The sequence below is a fragment of the Arthrobacter sp. TJ-270 genome (assembly GCF_058269075.1).
In genome coordinates, this window is record NZ_JBZCNB010000004.1 from 53,612 (window position 1) to 69,133 (window position 15,522).

A 15,522-nucleotide genomic window follows, 5' to 3' on the forward strand; every position below is an offset into this window, starting at 1 on the left:
GACCCGCGTTGCGGCACAACGCTAGACTGGGTGGGCATGTCCCGCGCACAGTGGGTCCTGCTATGTGTTCTGCACAGCGTTATTTCCATATTTCCATTTGTCCGCATCCGGGCAGGTTCCTCACGGTGGGTACATAAAGTGTGTCTCTCCGTGTGGTCCCGAAAGAGTCCGGATCAACTCATAATCCACAACGGAGCCCCAACTACATGACCATCACCACCACCGAGAAGCCAGGTGCCCCGCAGGTCGCTATCAACGACATCGGCACCGCTGAGGACTTCCTCGCAGCCATTGACGCCACCATCAAGTACTTCAACGACGGAGACCTCGTTGAAGGAACGGTAGTCAAGGTTGACCGCGATGAAGTTCTGCTCGACATCGGTTACAAGACCGAAGGTGTCATCCCTTCCCGCGAGCTTTCCATCAAGCACGATGTCGATCCGGGGGACGTGGTCTCCGTTGGTGACGAGGTTGAAGCGCTTGTCCTCACGAAGGAAGACAAAGAAGGCCGCCTGATCCTCTCCAAGAAGCGCGCACAGTACGAGCGCGCCTGGGGCGACATCGAGAAGGTCAAGGAAGAAGACGGTGTTGTCACCGGTACGGTCATCGAGGTCGTCAAGGGTGGTCTTATCCTCGACATCGGCCTGCGCGGCTTCCTTCCCGCTTCGCTCGTCGAGATGCGTCGTGTACGCGATCTCGCTCCGTACATCGGTCAGCAGATCGAAGCCAAAATCATCGAGCTGGACAAGAACCGCAACAACGTTGTGCTCTCCCGCCGTGCGTGGCTCGAGCAGACCCAGTCCGAGGTGCGCTCCACCTTCCTCAACAAGCTGGAAAAGGGTCAGGTCCGTCCGGGCGTTGTCTCGTCCATCGTCAACTTCGGTGCTTTCGTCGATCTCGGCGGCGTAGACGGTCTGGTTCACGTTTCCGAGCTTTCCTGGAAGCACATCGACCACCCGTCCGAGGTCGTTGAGGTTGGTCAGGAAGTCACCGTGGAGGTACTCGAAGTTGACCTGGACCGCGAGCGCGTTTCGCTGTCGCTGAAGGCAACCCAGGAAGATCCGTGGCAGACCTTCGCCCGCACTCACGCGCTGGGCCAGGTCGTTCCCGGTAAGGTCACCAAGCTGGTTCCGTTCGGTGCGTTCGTGCGCGTCGAAGACGGCATCGAGGGCCTCGTCCACATCTCCGAGCTCGCTGTGCGCCACGTTGAACTGGCTGAGCAGGTTGTCTCCGTCAATGACGAGCTGTTCGTCAAGGTCATCGACATCGACCTCGAGCGCCGCCGTATCTCGCTGTCCCTCAAGCAGGCCAACGAGGGCGTCGACGCCGACAGCACCGAATTCGATCCGGCTCTCTACGGCATGGCCGCTGAGTACGACGAAGAGGGCAACTACAAGTACCCCGAGGGCTTCGATCCCGAGTCCAACGAGTGGCTTGAAGGTTATGAGACGCAGCGCGCGGCATGGGAAGCTCAGTACGCTGAGGCCCAGTCCCGCTGGGAGGCTCACAAGAAGCAGGTCGTACAGCACGCGTCCGACGACGCCGCTGCAGCCAACGAGCCTGTAGACTCCGGCACCACCAGCTACTCCTCGGAGCCTGCCCCCGAGTCCAACGCAACAGGGTCCGGTACCCTCGCGTCGGATGAGGCTCTTGCGGCACTTCGTGAGAAGCTGACCGGCAACTAGGTCGCATCAACGCAGGAAGCCTCCGTCCACCGGGCGGGGGTTTCCTGCGTTAACGGCGGTTTTCGACGCTCCGCCGGGGTGGGGTTGTGGAGGAATCAGGCTCCGCGCGTGGACACGGTGACGGTGAACTTCCGGTCGCGAGCCACCTGACGGGTGGGCCCCACGAGGCGTTCGAGGGCCCCACGGTACTGCAGGTGGCTGTTCCATACCGTCCATAATTCGCCTCCCGGTTCCAGAACCCGCCCGGCCTCGGCGAACAGCTTCAGCGCGATCCCCGCATGGACGGTATGACCGGAGTGGAACGGCGGATTCAGTACTACGAGCTCGTCTCCGGCATCGGCCCGCCCCGAGAGGGCATCATCACGTACGACGACGACCTGTCCGCCGACGCGGTTCGCCTCGACTGTAGCGCTGGTGGCAGCCACAGCCGCTGCCGAGGTGTCAGTGGCGGTCACCGGGAGACCCGGGTGAATCAACGCCAGATATGCGGCAATGGACCCATTCCCGCACCCGAGGTCCACGGCACGGGTTGCTGGGCGCACGTCGCTCAGGTGGGGCAGGAGGAACCGGGTGCCGGGATCGAGTTTCGCGCCTCCGAAAGTCGCGCCGTAGGCGCGCAGCTGGAGCGGATGGGGGAGCCCGACGTCGTACGCTGCTGCCGTAGGAAATGGCGGCGGACCCACCGGGACAGAGCGGGAGGCTGTGAGCACACGGGACTTCTGGCGTGCCAGCCCGGCGGTGACGGTGTGGAAGTAACGGCCCAGGACCGCAGTCATGGCGGGAGTCATGTGCTTGATCCTTCCCCCCGCCAGGACAGTGACGCCGGCGTCGGCACCTGCGGCGATACACCAGGCGATCTCCTCCAGCGCCTCGAGGGAACGGGGAAGCTGCAGCAGCACCAACCGGACGCCGTCGAATAGATTCTTGCTGAGAGCAGTGGAGGTGTACTGTCCGTCGAACCCGAAGGTGCGTGCGTTCGCGTGCAGAGCCCGTTCACCGGTGAGTGAGTCCTGATGGACGAGTATCCGCTCGGCGCCCGCATGCAGCGCTCCGAGGGTGAGAGCGCCGTGGGTGTCACCGACCACGGCGACCTCACCGGGGGCGGACTGGCGCAGGTCGTCGGCGGCGATATCCAGGAGGAGCCGGTCCGTTGCGTCGGCGGCAAAAAGGTTCTCTTCCTCAATGTCGGGCCACCGCCGCAGCGGCTCGAAGCTGAACCCGCTAGTGCGGGGTTCGGGGCGTGCCGGCCGTTCAGTCACCACCCCAGTCTAGGCATTGACTGCGCCGACTTCGGTCTGCGCTTGCCCTCCCCGCGCAGCAGCGGACAGCGCCGCCGTCTTCCGTCGGATGCCTCGGCTGGGCAGGTCGTAAACTCGCCCTCAATGGGATTTCTCCGTAGACTGACGATCTGGAGAGCCGGGAAGTCTGGTCGGCGCGCACATTGTTGAGCCCGAATCCCAAGGAGTCGCCCATGTCGAGCCATGACCCCACTGTCCGCCCCGAGGATCACAGCCGCGACACGCTGCGGCGCGGCAGCTACCGTGAAGTCCTGCGCGTCAGGGAAATTCTGCGCAAGGAAACCGTTGGCGGCATACTGCTGGTGGTCGCAGCTCTGATCGCGATCGTGTGGGCGAACTCTCCTGCCGCGGACACCTACTTCGCTTTGCGTGACTACGAGATCGGCTATGAGCCCTGGCACCTGCGGCTCAGTCTTGGCGCGTGGGCGGCGGACGGGTTGCTGGCCATTTTCTTCTTCCTCGTGGGGCTGGAACTGAAGCGTGAGTTCGTTGCCGGTGACCTCCGGCAGTTCAGCAAAGCCCTCGTCCCGGTCGCCGCAGCAGTCGGCGGGGTTGTTGTTCCCGCGCTGATCTACGCCGGATTCAACCTGGCCATACCGGAGACGGTGAGCGGTTGGGCCATTCCCACAGCCACAGATATCGCGTTCGCCCTGGCGGTGCTGGCCATCATCGGTTCCCACCTGCCTCCGGCACTGCGGTTGTTCCTGCTGACTCTCGCGGTAGTGGACGACCTGCTGGCCATAACGATCATCGCCGTTTTTTACACCGATGACGTGGCGTTCACGCCGCTGCTCCTCGCATTGATTCCCTTGGCGGTCTTCGCCTTCCTCGCCCACCGCATGTCCCGGTTCTTCAGCCTGCGTGCCTGGGCGGCCTGGGTGATTTTGCTGCCCCTTGGGATAGTGGTCTGGATACTGGTGCACGAGGCCGGTGTGCACGCCACCGTTGCCGGAGTTCTACTTGGTTTCGCAATCCCGGTGATGCGCAGCAAGGCCAGCGGAGGCCCTGAGGCCGGGCCCGGGCTCGCCGAAGAATTCGAGCACCGCTTCCGCCCTATCTCCGCAGGCTTCGCCGTACCCGTGTTCGCGTTTTTCTCCGCGGGTGTCGCAGTAGGCGGCTGGGAAGGGTTCACCACAGCGCTTGTCGCCCCCGTCACTCTGGGTGTCATCGTGGGGCTCATAGTCGGCAAGCCCATAGGAATTGTGGGCGCAACCTGGCTTACGACGAAGATAACCCGCCGACACCTCGATCCATCTTTCCGCTGGATCGACCTGGTGGGAGTCTCGCTGCTGGCAGGGATCGGGTTCACTGTCTCGCTGCTTATCGCTGAACTCAGCTTCGCGGCCGGCAGCATAGAGACCGACTACGCGAAGGTCGCCGTTCTGACGGCATCGGTAGGTGCTGCGCTGTTGGCCGCGGTAATCCTTGTATCCCGGAACCGCCATTACCGCGAGGTCGAAGCGCTGGAGTCCGTCGATGCGGATCATGACGGTATTCCGGACGTCTATGAGGAGGACGAAATCTCCGATCGCCGCTCGTAGGAACGTGCTCTCCAGGGTAACCGTTTCCGCCGTTCTCAGGAGCGTGGCTCACCCCGTGGTTACCCGGGGGTAGCCTTGCACTCATGCTGAGAGTCGGATTGACGGGCGGGATCGCCGCGGGGAAGTCAGTGGTGGCGTCTGTGCTGCAGGAACTCGGAGCGGTACTCATCGACGCCGATCAGCTTGCGCGGGCCGTGGTGGAGCCGGGCACGGAAGGTCTGCGCGAGGTGGTCGCCGCATTCGGGGACGGGGTGCTTCAGCAGGACGGCTCCCTGGACCGGCCGGCATTGGGCGCAAGGATCTTCGCCGATCCCGACGGTCGTGCCACCCTGAACGCGATCATCCACCCTCGGGTCCGGCGGGAGGCTGCGGGAGCCGAGGCGGCGGCCCGCGCAGCGTCAGCGGGTGCCGTCGTCGTGCATGACATCCCGCTCCTCGTGGAGACCCGGCAGGAGGACAGCTTCCATCTTGTGATTGTCGTCGATGCACCGGCGGAGACCCGCGTGCGTCGAATGGTGGCGAACCGGGGGATGACTGAGCAGGAGGCACGGAAGCGTATCGCCGCGCAGGCGGATTCAGCCACGCGGAACGCGGCGGCCGACGTCGTGCTTGATAACTCGGGATCACAGGAGGGCCTGGCCCGCGCGGTGCAGGGTCTGTGGACGGGACGGATTGTTCCCTTCGCCCGGAACATCGAGAAAGGCCAGCGGGCTGAACGCCGTGGGGGCCCCGTGCTGATGCAGGACGGGGACTGGCCCCGGCAGGCGGCTCTCCTGTCCCGGCGGGTGGCCCGGGTTGATCCCCGCGTACTCCGCGTGGACCACATCGGCTCCACATCGATTCCCGGGCTGCCGGCCAAGGACATCCTGGACCTGCAGATGACGGTCGCGTCGCTTGATGATGCCGATGCTCTCGCAGACCCTCTGGCCGAGGCGGGTTTCCCCCGCCTTCCGGGCACGTGGCATGACACTCCCACCAAGGAAGTGCCCGAGCAGGAGAAGTGGCAGAAGCGCCTTCACGGAAACGCCGATCCAGGGCGGCCGGTGAACCTGCACCTACGTGTGAAGGGCTCGCCCGGCTGGGAATATGCCCTGGCATTCCGCGACTGGCTGCGCGCCGAACCGGACATGCTGGCCGCGTATGCGGCCGAAAAGGACCGGTGCGCCCGGATCCATCGGGACGACGCCGGTACCGCCGGCTACGCCGCCTGCAAGGAGGATTGGTTCACCACCTTCGCGGCGCCCCGGCTGCGCGCGTGGAGGAACGACGCCGGCTGGTCACCGGGACCTCCGGTGTCACCGTAAGCGACGTTCAGCCTCCAGCAAAGAGCCCCCTCTGCGGACTGAGTTTGTCCGGGGTGGGCGGTAACGTAAGACTATGAGTCTTGCGCAGGAGATCAACCGCGTTGTCGCCCCTTTCGAGGTGATCAGCGAGTATCAGCCGGCCGGCGATCAGCCCACTGCCATAAAGGAACTTTCCGGCCGCATCAACGCCGGTGAAAAAGATGTGGTGCTGCTTGGCGCCACAGGTACGGGCAAGAGCGCCACCACGGCGTGGCTCATCGAACAGGTGCAGCGGCCCACCCTCGTCATGGTGCAGAACAAGACCCTCGCAGCGCAGCTCGCCAACGAGTTCCGGGAGCTGCTGCCCAACAACGCGGTCGAGTACTTCGTCTCCTACTACGACTACTACCAGCCCGAAGCCTACGTACCGCAGACCGATACTTTCATCGAGAAGGACTCCTCCATCAATGAGGAAGTCGAACGGCTCCGGCACTCGGCCACCAACGCCCTGCTGACGCGGCGCGACGTCATTGTGGTTGCCACGGTTTCCTGTATCTACGGTCTGGGAACTCCTGAGGAATATGTCGCCGCCATGGTCACCCTCCGGCAGGGTCAGGAGATGAACCGGGATGACCTGCTGCGCCAGTTCGTCGCAATGCAGTACGTCCGCAATGACATGGACTTCCATCGCGGAACGTTCCGCGTGCGGGGAGACACCGTGGAGATCATCCCCATGTATGAGGAACTCGCGCTGCGCATCGAGTTCTTCGGCGACGAGGTAGAGCGGATCTACACGCTGCACCCGCTCACCGGCGAGGTGGTGCGCGAAGAAACGGAGATGTACGTGTTCCCGGCCTCGCACTACGTGGCAGGCCCGGAGCGCATGAGCCGCGCGATCACCCGGATCGAGGATGAGCTGCGGGTACGCCTGGAAGAGCTCGAGTCGCAGAACAAGCTGGTCGAAGCCCAGCGGCTGCGGATGCGCACCACCTATGACCTCGAAATGATGCAGCAGATGGGGTTCTGCAACGGCATCGAGAATTATTCGAGGCATATCGACGGGCGGATCAAGGGCAGCGCCCCGCATTGCCTCATCGATTACTTCCCCGACGACTTCCTGCTCGTGGTTGACGAATCACACGTGACCATCCCGCAGATCGGCGCCATGTATGAGGGGGATATGTCACGCAAGCGCACGCTCGTGGACCACGGCTTCCGTCTGCCCTCCGCCATGGACAACCGACCGCTGAAATGGGACGAGTTCCTGGAACGTATCGGTCAGACGGTCTACCTCTCGGCTACCCCGGGCAAGTACGAGCTCAGCAAATCCGACGGCTACGTCCAGCAGATCATCCGGCCCACGGGCTTGGTGGATCCGGAGGTCATTATCAAGCCAAGCAAGGGGCAGATCGATGACTTGCTGGGAGAAATTCAGACGCGCGTCGAGCGGAACGAGCGGGTCCTCGTCACCACGCTGACCAAGCGCATGGCGGAAGACCTCACGGGGTACCTGCTTGAGCACGGCGTGAAAGTCGAATACCTCCACTCCGACGTCGATACCCTGCGCCGGGTAGAGCTTCTTCGCGAACTCCGGATGGGCACCTTCGACGTACTGGTGGGAATCAACCTGCTGAGGGAGGGCCTCGACCTTCCGGAGGTTTCCCTTGTCAGCATCCTGGATGCCGACAAGGAGGGCTTCCTGCGCAGCTCGACGTCGTTGATCCAGACGATCGGACGCGCGGCCCGAAATGTCTCGGGCCAGGTCCATATGTACGCGGACCGGATTACGGACTCGATGGCGAAGGCGATCGAGGAAACCAACCGTCGCCGGGACATTCAGATTGCCTTCAACAAGAAGAACGGCGTGGATCCGCAACCCCTGCGGAAGCGCATCGCGGACATCACCGACACACTGGCCAAGGAAGACGCAGACACACGTGCGCTCCTCGAAAAGACGGCAAAGACGTCCCGGGGCAAGGGTAAGGGCAAGGCATCGGTTGTTCGGCGGGACGGTCTTGCCGCCGTGCCGGCTGAAGATCTTACCGACCTGATCAGCCAGCTGACGGAGCAGATGCATGCTGCGGCCGAAGAACTCCAGTTCGAGCTCGCTGCACGCCTGCGTGACGAAGTGAGCGACCTGAAAAAGGAGCTGCGGCAGATGCAGTCCGCCGGGCACGCCTGACCCATGGTGGAGCAGGCAGGAACCGGCAGCGGGTCGTTTACCGAGATCCGGATCCACGGCATCGGGGACCACGAGTACTACACCAGCCTCGGGCTGCCCGTTGAGAAGCGGTTGAACGCCTGGGTCCAGGTCGCAACGCCGCCGCCGCTGCCGGATCACCGGTTGCGCATCCTCAACTGGTCCCGGTCCCGCCGGCAGACAGCAGGCTTCCTGTGGTACCTCGCGTTCCCGTTCACGCTCGCGAACGTGGCCGGGCGCATGGAGCCCGTCGGAGCTGGTGCCGCCCCCGCCGCCTTCCTGCGCGCAATCGTGGCCGCAGTCGCAGTAGTTCTGACCCTGTCGCAGCTTGCCTGGCTGATCGTGCTGGGTGAAACAATCCTGCGCTATCTCAACCTTCCGCCGTCCCTCCTGCGGGCTGTGCCGCTGATCGCGGGAGCCCTGCTCACTGCGTGGCTGGCGCACCGCTTCCTGACTGTGGTGAAAGCCCAGTCAGGCCAGCTTCGCTCCCATGTCCTGCCGCTGGCTCATGCAGCAGTCGTGATCGGTGCGGGAATTCTCCTGAGCCTCGCCCCACCGGCCCAGCTCATCCACGGCGGGTGGCCATCAACACCCATGCCCGATGGTGTTTCCCGGCTGGACGCCATGGCACTGTGGATCGCATTGAGCACTGGCATCGCCTTCGCTGCATCGCTTCTTCTGGCCATCCGCAGCAATGTCGGTTCTGATGGCGGAAACCGCCTGAGTGCGCCGCTCGCGGCCGCAGGCATCCTGCTTGCCGTCGCCGTACCGCTCATGCACGCGGTCACTGCTCTGGTCCGTATGGTTCTGGATAACCTGCTGGGTTATGTCACAGGCCTGTTCGGATGGGTCCGCGGGCCGCAGCCGCACTCGGGCATTCTCCTTCCGTACGACAATCCTGCTGACCCAGGCGACAGCCGGCTCGATCTCTTTCCTTTTCTCGCGCTCATCGCCGTGGTGGCGGCGCTGGTGGCAGTCGCAGTCGTGCTGGTTTCGGCTCCGGCTGCGGGGCCGGGCCTGCCGCCCGTCACCGGCGGCAGGGCGGCCCGCGGGCGCTGGTGGCACGACTTCTCTGCGGCGGCACCGCGGTTGCTGCCCCGGATACTCCCGCTCGCGATCGTGCTCGCGTTGGCCGCTATGACCGCGGCGGTGCTCCTTGGCGAAGGCCGACTTGGGGGTCGGTGGCTGGCTCTGGCTATTCTGGGTCTGCAGATCGCGGGTGCGGTAGTCGTGCTGGTGGTGCTTCTCGGCCAGCTCCGTACCCTGCGGGAGGTGCTCGGGAAGATTGCCGACGTCGCCGGTTTTTGGCCCGTAAGGGACCATCCGTTGGCCGGTTCGTCATATCGGGACGCAGTGGTCGACGGCATCTCCGAACTCGTTGACCGCCACTCCGGGGGTGAGGTGATACTCGTCGCCCACAGCCAGGGGTCGGTGCTCTGCGCGTGGCTCATTGCGCGGGCACGCACTGCCGCGGTGCGTCCGTACCTGGTCACGGCGGGGTCGCCGCTGGGCTCGGTGTACACCCGGTTCTTTCCAGCCACCTTTACGCCGCAGCTCCTGGCTGAGGTCGCGGCCGAGACCCGGAGCTGGACCAATTTCTGGAGGGACACCGACCCGGTCGGCTTCCCTGTTCCCCATGCCTCGAACCGCGAGCTTCCGGACCCGCGCGCCGACGGGATAGTCCGTAGCCACAGCGACTACTGGACCGAGCCGGAAATCGTTGCCCGCGTCGCGGCGCTTGCTCCGCGGCGTTTCTGACGCGCGACACGTTTCCACATCGGAACCGAAACGCAGGTACGATGGGGCGATCGTAGGGGAGTATCCTTTCGCGCTACGGACGTCAACACGCGGGCCGACGACGGCCCGCCGGGCGTAGCGGTCGCACACAGTATTGCGGCGGAGAGACTTGCGAATCCCGTCGTACCTTGGAAAGGGTCCCTTGTGCTTGAACTGCCCGCTGCCTTTCAGATAGGCACCTTTGTCGTCCTGGGTCTGATACTCCTGTTCGACCTCCTGCTCGTGGTGAAGCGCCCACATGAGCCGTCCATGAAGGAAGCCGGGCTGTGGGTGTCGTTCTATGTGGCACTCGCGCTTATCTTCGCGGCCATTATGTTTGCCGTCACCGGGCCCGAGTTCGGCGGCCAGTTCGTTGCCGGCTGGGTAACTGAATACAGCCTGAGCATCGACAACCTGTTCGTCTTCATCATCATCATGGCCAGGTTCTCGGTCCCCAGGAAGTATCAGCAGGAAGTGCTGATGGTGGGCATCATCATCGCCCTTATCCTGCGCGGTATTTTTATCATGCTCGGCGCCGCGTTGATCAGCAACTTCTCCTGGATCTTCTACATCTTCGGCGCCTTCCTCCTCTGGACCGCCTATCACCAGGCGAAGGACTCCGGTGAGGAAGAAGAGGAGAAAGAGAACAAGCTCATCGGTAAGCTGCGCGGCGTGCTGCCGATGTCCGAGCACTACGACGGCAACAAGCTCCGTACGGTGGTGGACGGCAAGAAGGTCTTCACTCCGATGATCATCGTGTTCATCACGATCGGCCTGACCGACCTGCTGTTCGCCGTGGATTCCATCCCGGCGATCTTCGGACTGACTCAGAGTCCGTTCATCGTCTTCACTGCCAACCTCTTTGCACTTATGGGCCTGCGCCAGCTGTACTTCCTCCTGGGCGGTCTCATGACCCGCCTGATCTTCCTCAAGCACGCGCTCTCGATCATCCTCGCCTTCATCGGCGTAAAGCTGATCCTGCACGCGATGCACGAGAACGAACTGCCCTTCATCAACGGTGGCCAGCACATCGAGTGGGCACCCGTGATCCCGACGTTCGCGTCGCTCGGCTTCATTGTCGCCACCATTGTCATCGCGGTCATCGCAAGCCTGCTCAGCCCGGCGGGCAAGCGGGCGAAGATCGACGCCGAACTCGCAGCGGACGCCGAGCGCGCACGCACCGGTGGTCCGGAGCACTGAGACACTCCTGACTGACAGCGCAAAAGGCGCCGGTCCTGCAACTGCAGGACCGGCGCCTTTACCTTGGCGGGAGGCTCTAGCCCGGGTGGGTCATTGCGAGCAGGCGGGAGAAGATGGCGTCGCCGTCGTCGTTGATCCCGTCGTGGTGGAATTCAGAGGTTTCCCAGACCCGCAGGCCCCGGATCGAGGCCGCCGTCTCCATGGACAGATCCCTGTCGACGTAGATGTCGTCGCTGTACACGGCGGCTGCTACCGGCACTGTGTTGGCGGCCAGCTGCGGGAGGTCGTACAGGGTTTCCCAGTCGTCAACTGCGGCGATCAGCCGAGCCGTTTCCTTGAGCGGAACGAGCGCCGGGTCCTCGTCGAAATACCAGGGGTAGATCATCTCGCCGGTCAGCAACGGATCAGGTGCGTCGGGCGCAAAGTCCGGGTACTCCTCCAACACCCGCCACGCAGCCCAATTGGACGGTCCGCCCTGGCAGTAGATGGACTCGTGGAGGAGCGCGTAGAGCGGGTTCGAACGCCTGCTCACCACGGACTGCAGCTGGTCGAGGAAGGCGGGGGAGAGCCGATCGTCCCTGGCGGCTCCAGCGAACGCGTCCTCAAGGAGGTAATGGAGGGCATCGACCCGCGTGTTGCCACCCAGGTACGAGCCGACCATCTGGAAGCGCCGCGGGCTGAGGCGTTCACCACTGGGCAGGCACTCCTCGACCCGCTCGAGGTGGCGCATGATGCGGGTGGTGATGGCCCTATCCTCGGGATAGCGGGCGAAGTACTCGGCATTGCGTTTGGCCACGCGCCCGAAAGTGGAGCGGTATACGCGTTCGGGTAGACCGGTCAGCGGCGCCAACCCGCCGGTGATGAGCGCACGCTCAACTCCTTCCGGCGCGAAGGACAGGTAGGAGAGGGTGCAGAATCCGCCGAAACTTTGCCCGAGCACCGTCCAGGGTGGTGAGTCCAGGGCCAACCGCATCAGTTCCGCGTCCCGAATGATGGAATCGGCGCGGAAGTGGCGTAGGTACTGCGCCTGCTCCATCGGAGTGCCACGGCAGGGAAGGGTCATCAGGTCTGCGGGAGTGGAGAGTCCCGTACCACGCTGGTCAAGCATCAGGATGCGGAAGTCGCGGGCAGCGGCCTTCATCCAGCCGGAGAGCTGTGTGGAGCGATTGCCGCGTACACCGGGCCCGCCCTGCAGGAACAGCAGCCACGGAAGCTGTGCGGCAGCGGCGTCGTCATGGTCCGTGGAACTGTATTCGCGCGCGAAGAGCGAAATATGCTCGCCGCCCGGGTTCCCGTGATCAAGCGGCACAGTGAACCGGTGCGGAGTGGTCCGCACGCCACGCATCACACGGGTGGCTCCCGCCTGGTGCCTCGCGGAGCTCACGTGCCGGATCCCGCGAACTCAGCCAGCGGCGCTCCAGTCAGCCGGAAGGTCGTCCACTCATCCTGAGGCAGGGCTCCCAGGCTCCGGTAGAACTCAATGGAAGGCTCGTTCCAGTTCAGTACGGACCACTCGACCCTCGCGTACCCTCGTTCGGCGGCAATGCCGGCAAGGGTCCGCAAAAGCGCTTTCCCGTAACCCGACCCGCGCGCTTCCGGGCGCACATACAGGTCCTCCAGGTAGATGCCGTGGACACCTTCCCAGGTTGAGTAATTGAGGAACCACAGAGCGAACCCCTGGACGCCGCCGTCGTCCTCGGCCACGTGGGCGAAGATGCGAGGGTTCGCACCGAACAGTGCTTCCTCGAGCCCTTCGACCGTGTTGCGGACGGCGTCAGGTTCCTTCTCATAGATTGCGAGGTCGTGGATCAGTTGCAGGATGGTGGGCACGTCTTCACGACGTGCTTCGCGGATCGCAGTCATGGTTCCCAAGCGTACTGGCCGAGGGGGCCGCACCGAACGTCAGCGGGGTGTGGGAGGCCGGGAGGCGCTACGGGCCGAGGGTCAGGGGCCCCCGACCGACGCGACCGCGACGACCGGGAAACCGGCCTCGTCCGAGGCTGCCAGATCGATCACCGCGTTGATGCCCCAGTCCTGGTCACCCGCCGGGTCCTTGAAAATCTGGCGCACTTCCCAGCGGCCGGGAACCTGTCGGATGATGAGCAACGCCGGGCCGCGCGCGTCGGGGCCCTCGTCGATGTCGTCATGGGCGTCAAAGTAACCGTCCATGGCTTCGGCCCAGCGGTCCGCATCCCAGCCGGATGCCTCGTCCAGCCGGCCAAGCGCTTCGTCGTCCTCCGCTGCGAAAAGCTGCACCCGCTGGAACATTTCGTTGCGTACCATGACGCGAAAGGCACGCTCGTTGGAGGTGACCGAATCGGGCTCCGGCGGGAGGTCGACGGTTCCCGAAGTCGAACTGCCCGCGCCGGCGGCCAGCTGCTCCCATTCGTCGAGCAGGCTCGAATCCACCTGCCGGATCAACTCGCCGAGCCACTCGATGATGTCGGTCAGATCTTCGCGCAGCGCATCCCGGGGCACGGTCTGGCGGAGGGCCTTGAAGCAGTCAGCCAGGTACCGCAGGAGGATGCCCTCCGACCGTGCTAGGGAGTAGAACGCGATGTACTCGCCGAAGTTCATTGCGCGCTCATACATGTCGCGGACGACTGACTTCGGGGTCAGCTCGAAGTCACCGAGCCAGGGCGCGCCGGACCGGTAGGTTTCGAAAGCGTGCTGCAGCAACTCCGCGAGCGGCTGCGGGTAGGAAACCTCCTCGAGCAGGGCCATTCGCTGGTCGTAATCGACGCCGTCGGCCTTCATAGCGGTGATCGCCTCGCCGCGTGCCTTCTTCTCCTGGGCGCTGAGTACCTGCCGAGGCTTCTCCAGCGTAGCCTCGATGACGGAAACGACGTCGAGCGCGTAGGCGGGACTCTCCGGGTCAAGGAGTTCCAGACTGGCGAGGGCGAAGGGTGATAGCGGCTGATTCAGTGCGAAGTTGGCCTGCAGATGGACCTTGAGCCGCACTGTTCTGCCTTCCTCGTCCGGCTCGGGAAGTCGCTCCACGATGCCTGCGGTCACAAGCTCGCGGTAGATGCTGATTGCCCTCCGAAGGTGCGCGTACTGCCGTGCGGGCGGTTCGTGGTTGCCGCGCAGCAGGTTCTGGACAGCACGGAGGGGATCTCCCGGGCGCTCGAGAAGGTTCAGCAGCATTGAGTGACTAACGGCGAAGCTGGACCCCAGCGGCTCCGGAGTACCTTCGACAAGTCGGTCGTAGGTGGGTTTGCCCCAGGAGACGAAACCCTGCTGCGGCTTCTTGCGGACCACCTGGCGGAGCTTCTTCTGGTCGTCACCGAATTTTGCGACTGCCTTTGCCATGGCCTTGGTGTTCTCGACCACGTGGTCCGGCGCCTGCACCACCACCGTCCCGGATGTGTCGTAGCCTGCCCGTCCCGCACGGCCTGCAATCTGGTGGAACTCCCGCACGTTGAGCAGTCGGGTGCGGACGCCGTCGTACTTGCTGAGCGCGGTCAGCAGGACGGTGCGGATGGGAACATTGATTCCTACGCCGAGCGTGTCGGTACCGCAGATCACCTTGAGCAGTCCCGCCTGGGCCAGTTGCTCCACCAGCCGCCGGTACTTCGGCAGCATTCCGGCGTGATGCACACCGATGCCGTGGCGTACCAGCCGGTTCAGCGTCTTGCCGAAGCCGGACGAGAACCGGAAGTTCGCAATGAGCGCCGCAATCCGATCCTTCTCCTCACGCGTGCAGACGTTGACGCTCATCAGGTTCTGTGCGCGCTCAATCGCTTCCGCCTGGCTGAAGTGCACCACATAGACGGGCGCCTGATGCGTCGACAGCAGCTCCTCGAGTGCTTCCTGGAGCGGGTTTTCTGAGTAGTAGAAGTTGAGCGGAATGGGCCGGTCCGCGGAACTGACCAGCACCGTCGCACGCCCTGTCCGCTCAGTGAGTTCCTTTTCGAAACGCTCGACTTCGCCGAGTGTTGCGGACATCAGGAGGAACTGGGCCTGCGGAATCTCCAGGAGCGGTACCTGCCAGGCCCAGCCGCGCTGCGGGTCCGAATAGAAGTGGAACTCGTCCATGATAACGGTGCCGACATCCGCGCGGTCACCCTCGCGCAGCGCGATATTCGCCAGGATTTCTGCGGTACAGCAGATAATGGGAGCGTCCTGGTTCACGCCCGAATCACCGGTGACCATACCGACATTCTCGGCACCGAAGATGGCGCACAGGGCAAAGAACTTCTCGGAGACCAGCGCCTTGATAGGGGCGGTATAGTAGCTCCGGCGTCCTTCAGCGATCGCGTGGAAATGGGCGGCGACGGCTACGAGTGACTTTCCGGAACCGGTGGGGGTTGCGAGGATCACGTTGTTCCCGGATACAAGCTCGAGGACGGCCTCGTCCTGCGCGGGGTACAGGGTGATTCCCGTGCTCTCGGACCACGAGTGAAAAGCTGAGTACACGGCGTCGGCGTCGAGTGTGCCCGGGCGCCCGGTCTGGGGGAGGTGGTCCTGGATGCTCATGTCCTCCCAGCCTATCCGGTCGACCTGAGGTACGCTCACGGCGCCCGCCCCTCACGAGTG

10 protein-coding genes are annotated in these 15,522 nt (G+C 64.0%); 6 read left to right on the plus strand and 4 right to left on the minus strand.

Going from position 1 to position 15,522, the window contains the following annotated elements:
- Nucleotides 1-206: 206 nt before the first annotated feature.
- Complete coding sequence (gene rpsA, locus AC4D2M_RS09320) at nucleotides 207-1,685, plus strand: 30S ribosomal protein S1 (RefSeq protein WP_490891452.1); 1,479 nt, start codon at nucleotides 207-209, stop codon at nucleotides 1,683-1,685.
- A 95-nt stretch (nucleotides 1,686-1,780) separates the two neighbouring features.
- Here rpsA and AC4D2M_RS09325 read toward each other — a convergent pair whose 3' ends face one another.
- Entirely contained in the window at nucleotides 1,781-2,944 is a 1,164-nt protein-coding gene (locus AC4D2M_RS09325) for a class I SAM-dependent methyltransferase (protein WP_490891453.1), read from the minus strand.
- Between the two features lie 212 nt (nucleotides 2,945-3,156).
- Here AC4D2M_RS09325 and nhaA point away from each other — a divergent pair, with 212 nt between their 5' ends.
- The 5 genes from nhaA to AC4D2M_RS09350 all read left to right on the plus strand — a co-directional run bounded on the left by nhaA (nucleotide 3,157) and on the right by AC4D2M_RS09350 (nucleotide 10,983).
- A complete protein-coding gene (nhaA, locus tag AC4D2M_RS09330; protein ID WP_490891454.1) occupies nucleotides 3,157-4,524 on the plus strand; it encodes a Na+/H+ antiporter NhaA in 1,368 nt (455 codons plus the stop codon).
- Between the two features lie 83 nt (nucleotides 4,525-4,607).
- A complete protein-coding gene (gene coaE, locus AC4D2M_RS09335; RefSeq protein WP_490891455.1) occupies nucleotides 4,608-5,828 on the plus strand; it encodes a dephospho-CoA kinase in 1,221 nt (406 codons plus the stop codon).
- A 73-nt stretch (nucleotides 5,829-5,901) separates the two neighbouring features.
- On the plus strand, nucleotides 5,902-7,989 hold the full coding sequence (uvrB, locus tag AC4D2M_RS09340) for an excinuclease ABC subunit UvrB (RefSeq protein ID WP_490891457.1): 2,088 nt from the start codon (nucleotides 5,902-5,904) through the stop codon (nucleotides 7,987-7,989).
- Between the two features lie 3 nt (nucleotides 7,990-7,992).
- On the plus strand, nucleotides 7,993-9,765 hold the full coding sequence (locus AC4D2M_RS09345; RefSeq protein ID WP_490891458.1) for a hypothetical protein: 1,773 nt from the start codon (nucleotides 7,993-7,995) through the stop codon (nucleotides 9,763-9,765).
- A 183-nt stretch (nucleotides 9,766-9,948) separates the two neighbouring features.
- Nucleotides 9,949-10,983, plus strand: a complete 1,035-nt coding sequence (locus tag AC4D2M_RS09350; protein WP_490891459.1) for a TerC family protein — start codon at nucleotides 9,949-9,951, stop codon at nucleotides 10,981-10,983.
- 76 nt (nucleotides 10,984-11,059) lie between these two features.
- Here AC4D2M_RS09350 and AC4D2M_RS09355 read toward each other — a convergent pair whose 3' ends face one another.
- The 3 genes from AC4D2M_RS09355 to AC4D2M_RS09365 all read right to left on the minus strand — a co-directional run bounded on the left by AC4D2M_RS09355 (nucleotide 11,060) and on the right by AC4D2M_RS09365 (nucleotide 15,462).
- Entirely contained in the window at nucleotides 11,060-12,328 is a 1,269-nt protein-coding gene (locus AC4D2M_RS09355; RefSeq protein WP_490891767.1) for an alpha/beta fold hydrolase, read from the minus strand.
- A 35-nt stretch (nucleotides 12,329-12,363) separates the two neighbouring features.
- On the minus strand, nucleotides 12,364-12,846 hold the full coding sequence (locus AC4D2M_RS09360; protein WP_490891460.1) for a GNAT family N-acetyltransferase: 483 nt from the start codon (nucleotides 12,844-12,846) through the stop codon (nucleotides 12,364-12,366).
- Nucleotides 12,847-12,927: 81 nt separating this feature from the next.
- Complete coding sequence (locus AC4D2M_RS09365; protein WP_490891461.1) at nucleotides 12,928-15,462, minus strand: DEAD/DEAH box helicase; 2,535 nt, start codon at nucleotides 15,460-15,462, stop codon at nucleotides 12,928-12,930.
- Between the last annotated feature and the right edge of the window lie 60 nt (nucleotides 15,463-15,522).